Raw genomic sequence first — 18,983 nt, forward strand, 5'->3', positions numbered from 1 at the left:
TCACGTTTAGCATTATACGCCCGTATAAAGCCTCATACTTTACAGGAATAGTTACAAACGATTAAACCGATGTAACCTTTCCTGCCAGCTCATATAGCTGTAAAATCATACTCTAATTTTGTCGTTAAATATAGTACTTTTCATCGAGTGGCTAAAATTACCTGTCCCGCTTGCACAAACCAGCATACCCACGCACACATCGATTGAAACAATTGAATTCATAACAAAAGGCTGCCGACTTGCTCAGCAGCCAATATCCATTATAAACCTATGTCAGACCGGATTGAAAGTTTTGCTCATAATTGCTTCTTCTTGCCTAGGACCCTAGAGGTGGAACGGGTGAATCTTTTCTTCTGTCCTCGAATCCATGATCCGGTATGCTGAACGCCCTGTGTACATTGGGATTTGCAACTTCTCCAGATCAACCATTCCATTCTCCAGGAAGTACTTCTGATCCTGATATCGCTGCAACACTTCGCCTGCAATCCATTCATGGTCACCATATGTCGTAATCTCCATAACCTTGCATTCATAAGCAAAATAAGCATCTGTCAACATGGGTACACTTACCTTGATTCCTTCCTCATACGGAATGCCGAATCTTGTGAATTTATCCGTATCTCTCCCACTGAACGTTCCTGCAGCTTGAATCCACTCCGATCGATGACCTGGCAGGAAATGAACACCGAATACGCCACTCTTCTCAATGAGTTCATAGGAGTATGTTTCCTTACGAAGCGAGATGCCATATACGCCTGGTGATGACCCGATGTATGTATGCCATCCGGACGCCATCACATTCTGGACTCCCTCATGACGTGAAGTCACCACCGCTACCATTCCAGGATAAGAATAAAATATAGGTTCTTCTATCGGCTGACGCATCTAATCCCCCCTCTTCTTCGTTATAAAGACAACTTTAATTATAAAGGAATGAAACAGGTTGAAAAAGCGTTTTGCAGACGATTTCGCTATAAGCGTCACATTCAGTATCATGTTATACTGAGATGGATCAATTTCTAAAAATACGATACTGGGAATGTGATAGGATATGGTCAAATCAGTCAAATATACCTCCTAAATAAAGACATTATTCAAATTTAGGAGGTTATAACTTATGTTTAATTCAATCGTGATAGATCAGTGGGATCGAAAGCCATACTTTGACCACTACTTGAATCAGGTCAGATGTACCTACAGCATAACTGCTAATCTGGATATCACTCTATTGATCAACGAACTGAAGCTTAAAGGATTGAAGTTCTATCCCGCTCTTATTCACATGATCTCTACGGTTGTCAATGCACACAGGGAATTTCGAACTTGTTTTGACGCCGAGGGGAGATTGGGCTACTGGGACGAAATGTCTCCGAGTTATACAATTTTTCATGAGGACAACAAAAGTTTCTCAACGATCTGGACAGCATTCCATGAAGATTTCGAGACGTTCCACATTCGTTATCTGGAAGATATGAAGAATTACAAAGATCACAAACAATTTGTTGCCAAACCCAATGAACCGCCAAATACTTTTCCCGTTTCCAGTATTCCTTGGGTGAACTTTACCGGATTTAATCTGAATATTTATAATGAGGGTACCTACTTGTTGCCTATTTTCACGATGGGGAAATATGTTCAACAGAACGATAAAGTATATCTTCCCTTATCCGTTCAGTTACATCACGCCGTGTGCGACGGCTACCATGCTGGTGTTGTATTTAATGAATTGCAATCACTTTCAGATCGATGCCAAGATTGGTGTTAGTTATCTAAATGACAAAAAGGCATTCCTGACTTCGTAATGGAGTCAGGAGTGCCTTTCTTTTTCTCTTTTTTTCAAAAGATATTTAATTGCATTTACTGTACCCACAGTTGCTGCATGTTTTGCAACCTTCCACATTCATCAGGGATGCCGAGCCGCATGAAGGACATAAATCTCTCGATTCGATAAAGGTTTTCTGATCCTCCACTTTGGGATACGTGCTCTCCACTTGATTCTGTTCTATTAATGCTTCAGTTTGGTTCTCCTGCACATCGCTCTGTAAATGACTTTCCAATGCTTTGGCGACTGCATCAGCAATCGATTCAACCCTGTTGGCTCCGAAGCCAATCGCTCCCGAACCACCGATTCCCTTGAGATGTTTGATCAACAGTTCAACCTTGTGCCCATGATCTCCATATCGAAGGAACAGAGAGCATACTCGACCAAGTGCCTCAGCCATGGCAAACACGTCCGATCCCGCTTTGCCCACGTTCAGGAAGATCTCACCCGGCGTTCCCTCCAGATCATTGATCGTAATGTAAGCCATACCAAATGGCGTATTGATTTTGTATGTTGCACCACGCAGTACCTGAGGACGGCTTCTATATTGTTTATCCAGCACTGTAGAAGAGGATGGGGCTTGATCGGAAGAATGCGTTCTAACACCAACCTGGCTATTGGAAGTTCCATCACTTGCCTGTACTTCAGCATTATTCGGGTTTTCTATAGCAGATACGACTGTCTTCTCTTCAGCTTCCGCCGTGTTCTGATCTTCACCTTGAGTCTCTTCCTTCTTCGACGTGGACAACACCTGCACATCCCTGCTGCCATCACGGTATATCGTTACTCCCTTGCAGCCAAGGTCGAAGGCCAGTTCGTACAGCTCAGCCGTATTCTCCACTGTAAAATCAGCCGGACAGTTGGCCGTCTTCGAGATTGAACTATCTACCCATTGCTGAATCGTTGCCTGCACCCGGATATGATTCTCAGCCGACAGATCCATCGCCGTCACATAATAGTCGGGTAAAGCTTCACCTGGATGTTCATCCAGCCAATCTTGTGCAATCGGTACGAACTGTTCATCATAACCTAGACGGCTTTGACGGAAATACTTGAAGGCGAAATACGGCTCAATACCTGTTGATGTGCCCACCATCGTACCTGTACTGCCCGTTGGCGCCTGTGTGATCAGTGTGACATTTCGAATGCCTTGTTTACGAATCGCCTCTCCCACTTCAGGGTACGTCGCAACCATGTTTTTCATAAATCCACTCTGTAAGTAAGGTTCAGCTTCAAATGCTGGGAAAGCACCCTTCTCTGCTGCAATCTCTGCCGATGCTAGATAGGCCTCCTTCGCCATGAATCCATACAGTTTATCCAGAAATTCAAGGGATTCAGGACTGCCGTATCGTATACGCAGCTTAATCATCAGCTCTGCCAGCCCCATGGTGCCAAGCCCAACCCGGCGTTCACGCTGCTGATTCAGTCTATTTTCCTCAAAATGATATGGTGTTGCGTCGATGACATTGTCCAAAAATCTAGCCGAGATACGAGTGGTTTCCGCCAGTTCATCCCATGCCACATCATGATTTGTTTCATCGTAGAATTTGGACAGATTAATGGCAGACAGATTACATACACCCCAGCCAGGCAGGCCTTGTTCCCCGCACGGATTAGTACAGATAATCGGATTGAAGTACCAGCTGTTGGACATCTGGTTATAGTACTCCATGAATACCACACCAGGCTCTGCCGATTTCCAGGCTGATTCAATAATGGTATGCCAGATTTCGCGAGCCTTCAGTGTACGATAGTGCACCACCGAATGACCCGCGGCTTTCCATTGCTGCATATCCCCGTTCCACTCGGTGTCGTAGTCCGGATCGTTCGTATCGGGGAAAACCAAATCCCAATCTCCGTCCTGCTTGACAGCCTCCATAAATGCGTTGCTCACACATACAGACAGATTGGCATTGGTCACCTGCCCCATCGCTTGTTTCACAGTAATAAAATCAAGCACATCCGGATGCCAGTCATTCATCATCAGCATGAGCGCACCCCGGCGGCTTCCGCCCTGTTCAATCAGTCCAGTCGTATAACTGAACAATCCGCCCCACGATACGGAACCGCTGGATGATCCGTTGACACCTTTCACCACCGCTCGGCGAGGACGCAAAGAGGACAAATTAATACCTACGCCTCCCCCACGTGCCATAATTTCCGTCATCTCGGTCAAAGTCTTCATGATGCCACCCCGACTGTCTTGCGGAGACGGAATGACATAACAATTGAAAAGTGTCAGCTCATCGCTTGCCCCCGCACCTGCAGCAATGCGGCCTCCGGGTACTAACTTCCAATCTTCCAACACAGAGCGGAACTTGGACTCCCACGTTGCCCGCTTATCGGCTGTGGATTCGACAGAAGCCATCGCTTTGGCAAGACGGTCCCACATCTCTTCCGGTGTTTTTTCTATGTTGAGTGTCAATTTCTCCACGTTTGTCTCAATCATCTCTCCGCTTCGAGTCCTTACCTGTACAAGCTGACCCTTACGTTCTATGATTTCGCCCACTTCCTTGGTTGGGAACTTCGGATCATCCTTCGTTAATACCAATACCACATCTCCGACCTTGGCATTATTCGAATCAGCGTCCTTCCAGGCGTATCGATCCAGAAATATTTTTTCGCTAAGTCCTTCTAATTGGTACGATCGTTGGTTCGATTTCATCGCTACATTCAACCTCCCCGGCATAAAGCTCCATTTTCACTATAAAAGTAAATTATGATTAAACACCACATATAGTGATATAAATTCAGTATAATACACCATATATTGATTTTCCATATGACTTTTATCATAATCCATCTTCATATACTCCCTATACTCGGACAAGCTTCTTGTAAATAAACTGTAGTTCACATTGGTTCAACTAAACTTTTTACACAAGAACGGAGAGGACAGAAATAACCTGAAGAAGCGAAGCGTTGGCCTAAAAGCTTTCTGAAAGAAAGCTGCATCGAAAGCATACGCTATCCCCGGGTTTTCCCCCTTTGGACAAGGGAATCAAAAAAAATCTGGGGATAACAGCGATTGGAAGGTTATTCTGTCATCGGAGTGACAAGTGTAAATATTCCTTATTTGAACCCACATAGTTATGAACTGACTCTCATTCGTCCATACTATTACCTACGAATAAAACGTCATCACGTATGGCAGGGGAGGAAACACCATGAACCGGAAAAACCCGCACCACATGAATCAACCTGTAGCCGAGCTACCCGTTCCGTTGGAATTTGATCGGACCTGGATTAATCAATTGGAATCACGACTGGATAAAGGAGGTCCTTGGGGGGATTATCGACTCTTCCAACTGGGTATTCAAGCCGAAGAGACCAACCTGATTCCCAATTTTGACGAGATCCAATGTCTCAAGCATCTACAAGGCCTCACTCCACTCCCTCACCAGATGGACACTGCTCGCAGAGTATTATTTGAAATGTCAGGCCGGGCCATTCTCGCCGATGAGGTGGGTCTTGGCAAAACCATTGAAGCCGGTCTCATTCTGAAAGAATATATGGTTCGGGGTCTCGTATCCAAGGTACTCATTCTCGTGCCAGCCTCTCTTGTACTGCAATGGGTACGGGAGTTGAATTCAAAATTTGGCATCCCTGCTATTGCCCAGAAAAAGGCCTATTCCTGGCAGAATGAAGTGGTTGTTGCTTCCATGGATACAGCCAAACGTGACCCGCATAAAGATATGCTGCTGAATACCGACTACGACATGATTATTATTGACGAGGCTCATAAACTCAAAAACAAGAAAACAACCAACTATCAATTCATGCTCAAATTGCGCAAAAAGTATTGTCTGCTGCTCACAGCTACACCTGTGCAGAACGATATGAGTGAATTGTTCAATCTGATCAACCTGCTGAAGCCCGGTCAACTGGGTCGTCAGGGTGACTTTGCGGCCAACTTTGTTGTAGACAAACGGGTTCCGAAAAATCAGGAACAGCTTAAGAACGAGTTATCCAAAGTCATGATTCGTAACCGCCGCGGCGAAGGCCCTGTTCAATTTACCAAACGGAATGTCTCCAACGTGAATCTGCAACTATCGCCCGAAGAACAAGCGCTTTATGATGGCGTGACTTCCTTTGTTAAAGACCAGTACCAGGAAGCTGGCGGCAACCTGAGCAGCATGCTCTCCCTTGTTACATTGCAGCGTGAAGTGTGCAGCAGTCGGGATGCTGTATTCGTGACGCTGGTTAATCTGTCGAAGAAACTTCCGCTGGACTCTCCCCTTCGGGACAAGATTTGGGAACTCGTTGCCCATATTAAAGCGATCAAGGAGAATACCAAAGCGGAGAAAACGATGGAACTGGTTCGGAACATGAATGAAAAAGTAATTATCTTCACTGAATACCGGGCCACGCAGGAGTATCTGCTAAACTATTTCCGCAACAATGGGCTTACGGCAGTACCCTATCGGGGTGGCATGAATCGAGGCAAAAAAGACTGGATGATGGATCTCTTCCGCGGGCGTGTGCAGGCCATGATTGCAACCGAAGCAGGTGGTGAGGGCATCAATTTGCAATTTTGCCATCATATGATCAACTTTGATCTGCCTTGGAACCCTATGCGGGTAGAGCAGCGGATCGGTCGGGTACACCGGCTGGGACAGCAAAATGACGTGAACATCTTCAATTTATCCACGACTGGAACCATTGAGGAACATATTCTGAATCTGCTGCATGAGAAGATCAATATGTTTGAGATGGTGATCGGCGGGCTGGATGTCATTCTGGAACGGCTGGAGAAGAAGGAGTCTATTGAGAAAAGTTTGTACAAGATCATGCTGGAATCACAAACTGATGAAGATATTCGCCGAAAAATGGATTCACTTGGACAATCGCTGAACTCTATTCAACGTGAGGTTTCAGATGAAGGGCCTGCCGTATCCGGGTTGTTAGATCTTCGTAAAGGAGGTAGCTAACTCATGACCATGTCTCCCCATGAAGTGCAGGCTTATGTTCTCACCTATCTGGAAGCACTGGATTGTCAGATTATGGAGCGTTCCCCTGCCCATGTTACAGTCAAACTCTCTCCTGAGGCGGACAAAGCGTTGACCAATCGCCCCTATTATTGGGGGTTCGTGGAACGAACCGGAGCACCCGCTGAGACGATGTCCTTTACATTTATATTTGATCCTGACAGTTATCAGCAGGCCATTGAAGCAGCAGAAGCCAAAGCTGCGCAAGCATCACCTCCTGCTGTTCCTAACCCCGATGGAACGAATGGCGTAACCAACGGCAGTCCTCAAGGCGAGCCACCAAAAGAAACTATTTTAGGCCGTTACTTCGGTATTACGCCATCGTTGCCACAGCTGGGGCCAGGACGAATATTGCGTGAAGAAGTGGTGTATGGCAGTCGCAGACTGCAGCAGATTTTCGGCGCTGCCCGTGAAGGCGGTGCCTTCGTGAACCTGTTCGAACAGGCTGCCAAACGGCAATTGCGGGCTACAGCGCCAGCCGTATATGAGCCTTGGCTTGGTGTCTGTTTCAAGGTGGAATTCGCCTGTGATTTGAAACGGGAGGAATTGCATTTTCTCGGCATTTCCCTTCGCTCGGGTGAAATTATAGAAAAATTCGGCACCAAGCTGAACCGACGTGATCTTAGTCCGAGGCTTGCGGAGAACATGCATGTACAGACAGCTAAAGTTTCGTTATTTGATGCCGGAGCTGCTTTGGAATCTCATTTGACGAACCGCTTGTTGGAACTCGATTATAGCTGGGCAGAGAAAGCACAAGAGCGGCTTGATCTGGAGCTGGACGTGTTGGACACCTACTATGAGGCGGTACTTCGGGAAGATACCCCTGAGGTAGAATCACCAGGTAACATAACCTCAGACACGGAGAATGAGAATGTCCATTCTGACCGTACGCCACCTGCACCACTGAAAAAAGTTGTGGATATAACTAACGCTAAACCCATTGGAGCAGATGTAGAACTGGCGGCAGAGGCCGCAGTACCGATCGACTCCGAGACAGATGCCGAAGAAGAGAAAGCAAAACAGGCGGTAATCGATCGCGAAGCTATGAAACTGCAGTATGAGACACGCCGGACCGAGATGATCTGGCAATATGAACCCAAAGTGAAAGTGACTGCCATTAGCAGCGGCATGTTTCACTTAAGATAGACGAAGACACTACTTTTCCTGCAAATGCTGGCAAAAGTAGTGTTTATTTATGATCAGCTACCCGACAGGTTGCAGCAACCTTTGCATAGCCTGTCCCCTAGAATGAAACTAGGACCCGCTCAGGTAACGGATAAATGAAAAAGTAGGTGTAAATTTGAGACGATTCTTTCATACGTGTTGGAACAACGCTTGGAAAACAACCTGTATAACCTTGGGCTTGCTCAGTTGTCTTGCCCTATTCTCTTTTTGGTCGATAGCCAATGCAGAGGAACAAAAAATGTCTTCGCTATCCCCCGCATCATCAACAGAGTATAGCTCCAAACATCATGCCATTCAGAATGAAAAGCTAGCTCCCGCTGCTGTGCAACAGTTTGCAGAGCAACAAGCTGTTACACTTGGTACAGCTAACGGCGAAGTGCATTGGAAGAACGCCGACCTGGACTTCTACCCTCTGGGGCCGGGTTTACATAGCTGGCTTGTACAAGCTGAGTTTGAAGGCAAACCTATCGGATATATGATTATTACGGCCACAGAGCAGGGCCAGTTGATGCTTAGTGAATATGGTCATGGAGAACAGTCACCATACGACAATGAACTTCTTGGACAAGCCTTGGATCGACAACATGTGAATCTTGAGGTATTACTCGCTGGCGGAGGAGAGCTTCATCTTGGTTATGCTCTTCCCCTACTGGCTTATTGGAAAGTGGAACAACCTAATCATCCTGCACTTTATATTGAGGCTACGAACGGAGATGTACTACCTTCAGAGTTACTGAACCTGCTGGAGGCTGATTCCAAACAGAACTCTGCCAGCATAACTGATTTATCCACAACGCCATCTTTATCAGTCGATCCACTTCATCTTCGCCCCGTCTTCAATCCGGCTGACAATTTGTTGTGGATTACCTCCAAACCTGTTGCTGCCGACCGGGCACAAGATGTGATACAACACGGGGAGAATCAAGAGATTGTTTTCTCAGCGGGTGATCGTAACGTTGTATACGGTGGTCCTCTACCCGTTAGCGGTTATCAGCTATGGCATGCAGATCAGGAAGCAGAGTCCATTCTATATGTAGCGCTAGGTGGAAAATCATCCATTCAACGCTTTGTCCCTTTAAGCACATTGCAGCAAGATGGCCATTTTTACCTCGTAAATCCTTGATCATCAGCAAATTCTTAAGACACAGTCAGATAATTTGTAAAACAACAAATAAGACGCCTTCCCATTTTATTAAGGGATTGCGTCTTTTGGTTTACCATTAGTGAAATAGGTAAGGGATAGTCACCCTTTTCCCGAAGAACTTCGTTTATGAGACTGTGTATCGAATTCTTTTTCCTTTTTCCCCACCCACAGGGATACAGCGAAAGGGATCATACCAAACCACTTCATCGCCCACGGCTCTTTCCTTTTGGTGCGACCTTTCCGCTCATCCTTCGGCGTATCGATATAATGTACTACACGTTGCGTAATGTATTTTACCAACTCATCACTTTTGGCCATAACCTCTGCCTCCTTCGCTCCTGCACTTTCACGGAGCTTACGATAGTTCTATTGTGTGCAGGATGTGCAATGGTTAAACATTTTTTTATTGAAAGGAGTATGAAAACCCTCAAAATGCACAGTCTAATGCCAAAGGTATCCATACAGTCTTTAATCTGCATCCGGTACCTATTTCATGAAGGAGTGTGTATTCCCATGTATAAGCTACTGACCGCTTCGGTGGCCTTGCTCATTAGCTTCCATTGTCTTCCCATCCTGCCCCACCATGTCGCGCATGGAAAAGCAGCCCCGTCCCAGAACAGTCCATCCATGCTACCAGTGACCGATGGAGATGCTTATCGCTCAAGTCATCATGCCTTTGCAGCACCCGTTATCCTGCTCGACGTAGGCCATGGGGGTATTGACGGTGGTACGTCAGCCCAAGGTGTGCTGGAAAAAGATATCAACCTGGCCATTAGCCAAAAGGTCTATCTCCTGCTTCGCAGCAAAGGTTATGCCGTTATCATCAATCGACTTGGTGATTATGCACTTAGTGATGAGAACCGCTGGCTGAACAGCCGCTCCCGTCATACCAGAGATCTTGCTCAACGTAAAAGCCTTAGCGAAGAAGTAAGTACAGATATCGTGGTCAGCATTCATGCGAACTGGAGTCCCCGATCGACAGCACACGGCCCGGTGGTACTGCACCAGAAAGAAGGCAGGAGTTATTTGCTGGCCCAATCCATTCAGGATGCCATGAACAAGTTGTACGAAACGGAGCACGGGGTTGTATGGGGCAAGCCCTTTTATATATTGAATTACGTGAAGCAACCTGCCGTCATCGTCGAAACCGGATTTTTGAGCAATGCGGCAGATCGAGCCAGAATGAATGACCCCGCTGAGCAAAAACGAATCGCCCAGTCCATTGCCAATGGCATTATTTATTATCTGTCGGTAGTGTAGGAGCAGACTGCCATTGCCACACATCTCGAACCAGATCACCAATCCCTACAAATTGGACCTGATTTTGCAGACGGGAGACGGATTCACGAATTACTGCGGATGTGTTCATCCCCGAATGACCGACATGACCAATGACAACACAGATATCCTTGTCGATCGCACGCTGAGCAGCCAGATCCAGTTGCTTGCGAATGTGTTGCTTGGAGTTTTGATCATCCAGGAAAATGTCATTACCTACAGGTGGCATGTTTTTGGATATGGCCAGTTCCCCCACCACGGAGCGAAAGTTCGTACGACTGTCTACAAAGAAGAGACCCCGCTCCTTGCATACATCGAGCACAATGGACATGATGCGTTTGTCCGAAGTAATTTTGGAACCCATATGATTGTTCATGCCAATGGCGTGGGGCACATCATCAATCGCTTTCTCCACGCGTGAGCGGACTTCTTCATCTGTTAGATTGGATGTGATTGCACCCGGGCCCAGCCATTCAGGTCGTCCTTTCTTGGGTTCCATGGGCATGTGCACAATCACATCCATTCCCTTTTCATGTGCAGCCATCGCATCTTTCTTCGTTGTTGGTAAAAAAGGCATAACCGCTACCGTCAGTTTGACTGGCATCGCCAGGATCTCTGCCGTACCCTTCATGTCATTACCAACATCATCGATGATAATCGCTAACCGTTTGTGATTCGATGTGGACTCTGAAGCTGCCGCTGTAGGCCCTCCTGCCGATATGCCTGCGTAAAACACAATCAATAATGCCATGATACCTGCAATGAATCGATAATTCTTTCTCTGTACCTTCATCATGATTCCCTCCCCGTAACTTCTGTGATCTCATTGTTTGATAATGAAGGGAGGAATATGTAAGCCAAAGCCTTCCTTAATGATCATACCCCCGCCCATTGAAGACCTCTATCTCAAGCGAATCCCCCATCATTCCAGTTTTCCCTTTTGCATTCAGACAAGAACTGTCATTGAATAGTTAGAAAATAGAGATTAATTAGAAAAAATACTGTAATTTGTCAGGTTTTCAGTTTAGGAATTTTTTAGTAGAATCAACAAATGAAAGAGGTTCTATGCTTCAATTCTATCCTATGATTTATGGAAGGAGGTTTTGAAAGGGTTTACATAAAATAAATGCCAGACAATCCGCTATTCTTGTTTGTTATTCCTGGTTGCGGTTTCTCTATGTAACTTACTATTATCGAGGAGGATGAAAGTAGTGAAATTCAAACTAAAAAAGACGATTAATGTTCTTTTGGCCTGTTTAACAGCCCTGCCTTTGATGTTAACCCCGACAAATGTGTCAGCAGCCAGCGATGCCAACATTAATTTGTCCTCGGAAAAACAGCTGATCAAGGGCTTTGGGGGCATTAACCTTCCTGCCTGGATTGGTGATCTGACTCCCGCTCAACGTGAAACTGCTTTTGGTAATGACCAGAATCAATTAGGCTTCTCCATTCTCAGGATCTACGTTGATCCAGATTCCAATAACTGGTATCGTGAAGTTGCCACAGCCAAACGGGCTATCGAAAAGGGTGCTATTGTATTTGCATCCCCATGGAATCCTCCAAGCAGCATGGTTGAAACATTCAACCGCAATGGGGACACAAATGCCAAACGTCTGAAATACGACAAATATACCGCATATGCGCAACATCTGAACGACTTTGTAACCTACATGAAAAATAACGGCGTAGATCTGTATGCCATTTCTGTACAAAACGAACCGGATTATGCTCATGACTGGACTTGGTGGACTCCACAAGAGATCCTTCGATTCATGAAAGAAAATGCCGGGTCCATCCAAGGTACCAAAGTCATGGCGCCTGAATCCTTCCAGTACTTAAAGAACATATCCGACCCAATCCTGAATGATCCGCAGGCACTTGCCAACATGGACATTCTGGGAGCACATACGTATGGAACCCAGATTTCGAATTTTGCCTACCCTCTCTTTAAGCAAAAAGGAGCCGGTAAAGAACTGTGGATGACTGAAGTGTATGTTCCAAACAGTGACAACAACTCAGCAGACCGCTGGCCTGAAGCATTAGACGTTTCCTATCACATGCACAATGCCATGGTAGAAGGTGATTTCCAGGCCTACGTGTGGTGGTACATCCGCAGACAGTATGGTCCGATGAAAGAGGACGGTACCATAAGCAAACGCGGGTATAATATGGCTCATTTCTCTAAATTCGTGCGTCCAGGCTACCTGCGAGTCGATGCAACGAAAAATCCGGATACGAACACATTTGTCTCAGCCTATAAAGGTGATAACAAAGTCGTCGTCGTGGCAATTAACCGTGGAACTTCAGCCACAAGCCAAAAATTCGTTCTGCAGAATGGTAATGCCTCTACTGTGTCCTCATGGATTACGGACAGCAGTCGAAACCTGGCAAGCGGAACCTCGCTTAACGTATCCAATGGAGCCTTCACGGCACAGCTCCCGCCTCAGAGCGTAACAACGTTTGTTGCCAACGTTACTGGCGGAAATAGCGGCGGGAATACAGGCAGTGGCACGACGTATGAAGCCGAGACCGGAACGTCACTTACGGAAGCTGCCATTGAAACAATCTACCCCGGTTACACTGGCTCCGGGTATGTTAACTTCAATGCGATGACTGGTTCAGCCATTCAATGGAACGGCATTAATAACACGACAACAGGTACCAAAAACGTAAAGTTTCGTTATGCGCTGGAAAGCGGCACTCGGAACCTCGACATTTTTGTGAACGGAACCAAAGTCATCAGCAACGAGCCCTTTCCCGCTACGGGAAGCTGGTCCACTTGGGTTGAAAAAACAATACAGGTCCCCATGAACACGGGGACCAATACATTGAAAGTGGTTACCACCGGATCGGAAGGACCGAATATTGACAGCGTTAATGTTACCGCAGCACAATAAACGTTCCGTATGGCTGATGGAAGACATTTGCTGTACGTGCAGCTAAGCACTAACCTCTTGAATACTCATCACTAAAGTTAGTGTTATATCAAAAAATGCAAAAAAAGACTCCTTAAGCGTTAGCTTAAGGAGTCTTTTTATTAGATGCGGTCGAGAGGACTCGAACCTCCACGGGGGTTAGCCCACACGGACCTGAACCGTGCGCGTCTGCCAATTCCGCCACGACCGCATATTGTATCTTCGTCATCCATATCGGCGACAAGAAATAATATATCATGCGTAATCTATCATGTCAACACTGAAAATAATAACAATAAAGCCCGAATCAGACGTCCATGTCGATTCGGGCCTTACCTTTAACTGTTGCTAATAGTTTGGTTCATTAATACGGAAGCATACTACAAATTACAGCTTGGAAGGCCAGTTGCCATACCATGCATAACCGCCTCTTCTTTCTTTATCAATATCACTTAATTTGTATTTAACTACCCCGTCACGACCAATAAAGATTGGTTTATCCGTTCCGATCTCATAGAAGCGTGCCCAAATTGGTGCAGCTTTGGAATCAGCGATAATTTTACTATCTCCATTAGCTCTTTCATACTTGTAACCCGTAATTTTCACTTTGTTAAACCAAGCCTCCGCTCCTTTAATGGATGCGGTAATTTTAGCGTTAGCAGGTCTGGTTTTCAGAAATTTAACAATCGTTACACTCTCTCCAGCTGTCAGCGATGGCACTTCGTAGATTCTTGCGCTCGCTGGTTTAAGAGAGCTGGAATCATGTTGTTGTCCCCATGCTGTCAGCTTACCACCTGAAACGACCTGTGTATTCAGAATCGCCTCCACACCTTTGGCAACTGAATTTTTACTGCGGTTAGCAAGTGTACTGTCGATAAATGAGAAATCACCTTTGCGTGCCGCTACTTCATCCAGCATGATCATTACATTAATCATGGCATCATCATTGTAAGTGATGTGCTTGTGGTATCCGGAGCTTTGGTAAACTTGTGGCCACCCGCCGTTTGAATACTGCATGTTGATCAAAAAGTTAATTCCTTTGATTGCAGCTGTGGAGTAACGCGGATCATTCGTCTTTTTAAATTCCTTCGCCAATCTTCTAATTTCTGAGTATGTAGCCTTGTTGTCTATCGTGGACTTTGCCCACTCTCCACTTGTCTGTTTATAATCTTTTCTCCAACCTCCATCCGGCAGCTGGTTCTTCAAAATATCAGAAATACTCGCTGTAGTACCCGACGCATCTGCAGCAGATACCGTCCCTACAGGGAGAACTGCCATTCCAACTGCTGAGAACACCATCGTACATGCCAGGACAAAAGTAATTATTTTCTTCGCTTTCAAATGTAACACTCTCCTATGTTCGTTTTTATAAATCTTCCACTTCTACTTTACCTATGATACGCGTCTCTAAACCTCCTTTATTTGTATTTATCGCATAATAAAATCAATTTTAATCCAATATGTGGATTGGATAATCAGATAATATGCAAAAAATCGATTTTTGTCAATATATGCAACTCAATGAATATAATCTCTCTAATTCTACATAAAGGAATAGTTCTTTTAACTCATGACAAACCTATCTATTTATCCAAATTCGTCTTAAACGAATCAATAATGACGTTTTTGTCATGAATGATACCCCAACTTGATCCCTTTTTTCATATAAAAACCTTAATTCCGCTAACATTGAGGTATTAAGAAAGGGTTTAAATGGGTTTGACAATTACGCATTTATGCAATATAGTTTCAAATAGTTACAAAAACTTAATTATTCATTGCCGAGTTTCATGTTTGAAAACGGGGGAACCAATTTGGGTGAATTATTCTTATACATAGGAAATATAGGGAACCTTCTACCGAACCCTTAGCTAACTCCGTAGGCATCGAAGGGAGAACATTGATTTTGAAAAAACTGATTATCTCCATTTTTGGAGCAGCTGTATTATTTACATCCGGGGCAACAAGCACAGAGGCAAGCAGTATCAACTCCGTAGTGAACAACATGACAGGTATTCCTTACAAATGGGGTGGCACAACTGTAGCCGGCTTCGACTGTTCTGGTTTTATGAGATATCTTTTCAACAAATACAGCATTGAATTACCACGTACTTCGCAGCAGCAAGCCAAAGCAGGTACTCCCGTTTCCAAGAGCAATGTTCGGACAGGTGATCTGGTGTTCTTTAATACAACAGGCAAAGGCATTTCACATACAGGTGTATATATCGGCGGCGGACAATTCGCTCATGCCTCCAGCAGTAAAGGTGTAAGCATCACGAAGTTATCGAATCCATACTTCAATGATCGTTATGTAACAGCACGTCGGGTAACTGGACAGTTTATGTATGATAAAATGTTAGGTAAAATGTGATTCACATACAAAAAGGCATCGGTTATTAACCGGATGCCTTTTTTGCACTTAAAAATTTATGTTGCATTGCTTACTAATGCAGCGCCTTCTGCACTCGCATCGCACCCTGAGACAGGGCATGTCCTCCACCAACAGCTCCGGCCACGGCTACGGTCTCCATGATCTCCTGATCAGTTGCACCCTTGGCACGGGCTTCTTCTACATGGTAGAAGGTACATACCTCATTGTTGGCGAATAATCCAATGCCAAGCGCAATTAGCTGTTTTGTCTTCGCATCAATCACGCCAGGTTGGAAGCATTCTCCGGTAAACTCATGATACGACTTCACCACACCTGGCAGCACATCGCTTAATGCTCCAATCTGATCCTTGTAGGCATGAACTTTATCATTCATCAATGTCATGGCTTGTAGCACACCCTCTCGGCTATAGTTACAGATCTTCCTCACTGTACCTATCTTCTCTCCCGAGTGAGCCAATTATGCCAAGAAATCATGGTAATTCCAAACATTTAACGCTCATGGCCCTGCCATAATTACAAGCTGTTACTCACTAAGTGGACTCTGGCGCGGCTCGCTGAACAGCTGATAGCTGTAACCTCGGTCCAGCTTAACTACACGTCGATTCTGACGACGTATAAGTACCTGCTCGCCATCCCAGGCAACCACAATCCCCTTCACGTCGTTCGATTCCAGCTCGTCCCGTACGACTCTAACTTTCTCACCTGACAGACGCAGGGCGTCCAATTCTGTATCACTAATCATCTTCATGGCTCCTATATTTCAAATTTATTTACAAAAAGAGACCTAAATGAAAAGTCATTTAGGTCTCACGTGACTGTATTGGACTGTCATGTCATTCGAAATTATGTCCCGACTGAAAGTTACCGCTGCGCGTGCTCTTTGCTGTCGTTCTTCTCGAACCAAAAATCAAGCACTTTGGCGGACATCACACGTTCTTCAAGGTACTCCACTTGATGCGGTGTAAATTGTTCTTTCCAAGAGAAGGACAACTCTTCGCACAAGCCTACAATCGTCAGTAATTCTGACCAGGCAACATAGCGTTTGTACCAGAAAAATTGAGGATGTTCAATCATATAGGGATAAAGGTCATCGAATTCCGTATGTTTACAATCCAGGGCACGTTCAAAATGAACTTTCGATTCCGCCAGCTTATCATTAAAAAATTGTTCTGTTGCCGGTTGGTTCCCCATGGTGTTGCCTCCTCTCCCTAACATAACCCCATTATAAATGAAATCGGCGGTCATGCAAAGGCATAGTTCAAAAAATAGGCCCTATTCCTTTAAAATGTCACATTTCGTTATCGTCAAATTGTACTGTTCCATCGTTCAGGGAACGAATGCGTACCAAGGCTTCCACCGGAATACCCTGTTCACGAATCGTGCGTGCCCCTGCCTGGAAACTTTTCTCGACCACAACGCCGAATCCGACGAGTTCCGCACCGGAACGCTCGATAATTTTGATGACGCCACGAGCGGCATCTCCATTGGCAATGATATCATCAATGAACAAAATGCGGTCATTCTCATGAATGAACTCGCGGGATACCATAATGTCAGTTACAATTCCTTTGGTAAAGGACGGTACACGTTCACAGTAAGCATCAGGATCAGCCAGAAGTGTTTTTTTGCGACGGGCGAATACAAGGGGCACCCCAAGTTCATAGGCTGCGGCAAACGCAACCGGAATCCCTGAGGATTCTACCGTGATTACCCGAGTTACTCCACTTTCACGAAAACGGGCAGCAAACTCACGTCCCATCTCCATCGTTAATGCAGGATCAATCTGGTGGTTCAACAGACCATCCAGCTTTAATACTTGATCCGAGATAACCACACCTTCTTGTAAAATTCGTTGTTTCAATAATTCCATGATTTGACCTCCCAAGCCTATCCTATGAGGTAAAAGTATCATATATCTATCTATAAGTTCAAGCGAAATTGCCTGGGCGTTGTCCTTGGGACGCATTTCAAGCCAAAGCTCATTATCGATTGTCATGACTTTCGTGGGTCAAGCATACCTTGTACCATGGTACCCGCATGTCCAAACTATACAGGGGCCTGAGAGGGGAAACACATGAAACAGGCATTTCGGGTGCTGCAGATCGCATTTACATACATTGGAACGGTTGTTGGAGCCGGCTTCGCTACAGGGCAGGAAATTTTGCAGTTTTTTACCCAGTATGGCAAATGGGCCACCATCACCATAGGCTTATCCACCATGCTCTTTGTCTGGTTAGGTACCAAAATGATGCTGATCGCTCACGATACCGGGTCCCGCTCTTATGAGGATCTGAACAAACATTTATTCGGCCATAAGGCGGGCAAATGGATCACCTGGGTGACCCTTCTCATTCTCATTGGCGTGAACAGTGTCATGCTTGCCGGAGCAGGCTCCGTTTTTGTCGAGCATCTGGGTTTGCATTATCAGACAGGTCTGATCGTCACACTTGTAGGGACATATCTGCTTCTCGGTCGGGGCATTCAAGCCATCCTACAAATGAATAGCATCGTTGTGCCCATGATGCTCCTGTTATCTCTGCTCATGATCACCAGTACGATCCATCATCCAGGTGCTTCCCGATTCATCACACTGACGACAGACTCAAACCCTATTCAAGTGTGGCTGTCTCCACTATTGTATACTTCATTCAATCTGGTGTTGGCTCAAGCTGTTCTTGTGCCTGTAGGTAACCAGATTCGTAGTCGGAATGTGCTGAAGTGGGGTGGAGTATTGGGTGGAATTGGCGTTGGTTTCATGCTGATGGCAGCTCATTTTGCCATGTCAGCTCAGATGCCCGGCATCATCCAATTCGAAATCCCGATGGGCAGCATTGCCTTTCAACTTGGATGGGCAGTGCAATCTGTATATGTATCCCTTATTTTCATGGAAATATTCACTACCTTTGTAGCCGATATCTATGGAATGACCTTGCAACTGAGACAACATATACGTGTCCATCCCCGTTTCATTACATTAACCATTATGCTATTGTGTTACTCACTCAGCCAGTTTGGATTCAGTTCCCTGCTGTCCATCCTTTACCCCATCTTTGGAACAATGGCATTAATCTGGGCTGCCAAATTGGTACTGAACCGCTGGGGCACCTTTCGTAAACGCAACAATATATAAATCTCACGGTCCATGTATTTCATGAATATGAGCATCCGTTTGCCTTCTAACCACAATTCACCGCGGGTACTCTTTCCTTAAACATGACAAAAGGCCGCTGTTTATCACAGCGGCTCGCACTTTTTGCTC

17 protein-coding genes, 1 tRNA gene and 1 riboswitch are annotated in these 18,983 nt (G+C 45.5%); of the genes, 8 read left to right on the forward strand and 10 right to left on the reverse strand.

Annotated elements, in window-relative coordinates:
- Positions 1-324: 324 nt before the first annotated feature.
- On the reverse strand, positions 325-885 hold the full coding sequence (locus C170_RS11590; protein ID WP_036609597.1) for a flavin reductase family protein: 561 nt from the start codon (positions 883-885) through the stop codon (positions 325-327).
- Between the two features lie 232 nt (positions 886-1,117).
- On the opposite strand from C170_RS11590, the gene catA reads away from it, so the two are divergent.
- Positions 1,118-1,765 carry a type A chloramphenicol O-acetyltransferase gene (gene catA, locus C170_RS11600; RefSeq protein ID WP_036609601.1) on the forward strand — a complete coding sequence of 216 codons (648 nt, stop codon included), beginning with the start codon at positions 1,118-1,120 and terminating at the stop codon, positions 1,763-1,765.
- An 82-nt stretch (positions 1,766-1,847) separates the two neighbouring features.
- Here catA and C170_RS11605 read toward each other — a convergent pair whose 3' ends face one another.
- A complete protein-coding gene (locus C170_RS11605; RefSeq protein WP_036609603.1) occupies positions 1,848-4,487 on the reverse strand; it encodes an adenosylcobalamin-dependent ribonucleoside-diphosphate reductase in 2,640 nt (879 codons plus the stop codon).
- A 502-nt stretch (positions 4,488-4,989) separates the two neighbouring features.
- On the opposite strand from C170_RS11605, the gene C170_RS11610 reads away from it, so the two are divergent.
- From C170_RS11610 to C170_RS11620, 3 genes are all read left to right on the forward strand, one after another.
- Complete coding sequence (locus C170_RS11610; protein WP_051447131.1) at positions 4,990-6,753, forward strand: DEAD/DEAH box helicase; 1,764 nt, start codon at positions 4,990-4,992, stop codon at positions 6,751-6,753.
- Positions 6,754-6,756: 3 nt separating this feature from the next.
- Positions 6,757-7,956: a YqhG family protein gene (locus tag C170_RS11615; RefSeq protein ID WP_036609604.1), complete on the forward strand. Its 1,200-nt coding sequence runs from the start codon at positions 6,757-6,759 to the stop codon at positions 7,954-7,956.
- Between the two features lie 277 nt (positions 7,957-8,233).
- Positions 8,234-9,118: a hypothetical protein gene (locus tag C170_RS11620; RefSeq protein ID WP_036609605.1), complete on the forward strand. Its 885-nt coding sequence runs from the start codon at positions 8,234-8,236 to the stop codon at positions 9,116-9,118.
- A 120-nt stretch (positions 9,119-9,238) separates the two neighbouring features.
- Here C170_RS11620 and C170_RS11625 read toward each other — a convergent pair whose 3' ends face one another.
- Entirely contained in the window at positions 9,239-9,457 is a 219-nt protein-coding gene (locus tag C170_RS11625) for a YqzE family protein (protein ID WP_036609606.1), read from the reverse strand.
- A 195-nt stretch (positions 9,458-9,652) separates the two neighbouring features.
- Here C170_RS11625 and C170_RS11630 point away from each other — a divergent pair, with 195 nt between their 5' ends.
- Positions 9,653-10,399, forward strand: coding sequence for an N-acetylmuramoyl-L-alanine amidase family protein (locus C170_RS11630; protein WP_036609607.1), 747 nt, complete (start codon positions 9,653-9,655; stop codon positions 10,397-10,399).
- On the opposite strand, the gene C170_RS11635 is transcribed toward C170_RS11630, so the two are convergent.
- Positions 10,374-11,168, reverse strand: a complete 795-nt coding sequence (locus tag C170_RS11635) for a divergent polysaccharide deacetylase family protein (protein ID WP_442789428.1) — start codon at positions 11,166-11,168, stop codon at positions 10,374-10,376. The two genes, C170_RS11630 and C170_RS11635, sit on opposite strands and share 26 nt — an antisense overlap.
- Before the next feature lie 451 nt (positions 11,169-11,619).
- Between C170_RS11635 and C170_RS11640 the strand changes: the two genes are divergently transcribed.
- Positions 11,620-13,314 (forward strand): carbohydrate-binding protein, encoded by a 1,695-nt coding sequence (locus C170_RS11640; protein WP_036609608.1) that lies wholly within the window; start codon positions 11,620-11,622, stop codon positions 13,312-13,314.
- 145 nt (positions 13,315-13,459) lie between these two features.
- On the opposite strand, the gene C170_RS11645 is transcribed toward C170_RS11640, so the two are convergent.
- Positions 13,460-13,543 (reverse strand) — tRNA-Leu (locus C170_RS11645).
- Between the two features lie 176 nt (positions 13,544-13,719).
- Entirely contained in the window at positions 13,720-14,673 is a 954-nt protein-coding gene (gene pelA, locus C170_RS11650; RefSeq protein ID WP_200868499.1) for a pectate lyase, read from the reverse strand.
- Positions 14,674-15,101: 428 nt separating this feature from the next.
- Positions 15,102-15,233: riboswitch (cyclic di-AMP (ydaO/yuaA leader) on the forward strand.
- Positions 15,234-15,238: 5 nt separating this feature from the next.
- On the opposite strand from pelA, the gene C170_RS11655 reads away from it, so the two are divergent.
- A complete protein-coding gene (locus tag C170_RS11655; RefSeq protein WP_036609611.1) occupies positions 15,239-15,703 on the forward strand; it encodes a C40 family peptidase in 465 nt (154 codons plus the stop codon).
- Between the two features lie 73 nt (positions 15,704-15,776).
- Here the strand turns inward: C170_RS11655 and C170_RS11660 are convergent, their stop codons facing one another.
- The 4 genes from C170_RS11660 to C170_RS11675 all read right to left on the reverse strand — a co-directional run bounded on the left by C170_RS11660 (position 15,777) and on the right by C170_RS11675 (position 17,594).
- Positions 15,777-16,106 (reverse strand): carboxymuconolactone decarboxylase family protein, encoded by a 330-nt coding sequence (locus C170_RS11660; RefSeq protein ID WP_017689352.1) that lies wholly within the window; start codon positions 16,104-16,106, stop codon positions 15,777-15,779.
- A 141-nt stretch (positions 16,107-16,247) separates the two neighbouring features.
- Positions 16,248-16,466, reverse strand: a complete 219-nt coding sequence (locus tag C170_RS11665; RefSeq protein ID WP_036609613.1) for a hypothetical protein — start codon at positions 16,464-16,466, stop codon at positions 16,248-16,250.
- Positions 16,467-16,585: 119 nt separating this feature from the next.
- Complete coding sequence (locus C170_RS11670) at positions 16,586-16,915, reverse strand: hypothetical protein (RefSeq protein WP_036609615.1); 330 nt, start codon at positions 16,913-16,915, stop codon at positions 16,586-16,588.
- 97 nt (positions 16,916-17,012) lie between these two features.
- Positions 17,013-17,594 carry a xanthine phosphoribosyltransferase gene (locus tag C170_RS11675; RefSeq protein ID WP_036609617.1) on the reverse strand — a complete coding sequence of 194 codons (582 nt, stop codon included), beginning with the start codon at positions 17,592-17,594 and terminating at the stop codon, positions 17,013-17,015.
- Positions 17,595-17,798: 204 nt separating this feature from the next.
- Here C170_RS11675 and C170_RS11680 point away from each other — a divergent pair, with 204 nt between their 5' ends.
- Positions 17,799-18,854, forward strand: a complete 1,056-nt coding sequence (locus tag C170_RS11680) for a YkvI family membrane protein (RefSeq protein WP_036609619.1) — start codon at positions 17,799-17,801, stop codon at positions 18,852-18,854.
- The last annotated feature ends 129 nt before the right edge of the window (positions 18,855-18,983 follow it).

This window comes from Paenibacillus sp. FSL H7-689, from assembly GCF_000517905.1.
GTDB classification, from domain to species: domain Bacteria; phylum Bacillota; class Bacilli; order Paenibacillales; family Paenibacillaceae; genus Paenibacillus; species Paenibacillus amylolyticus.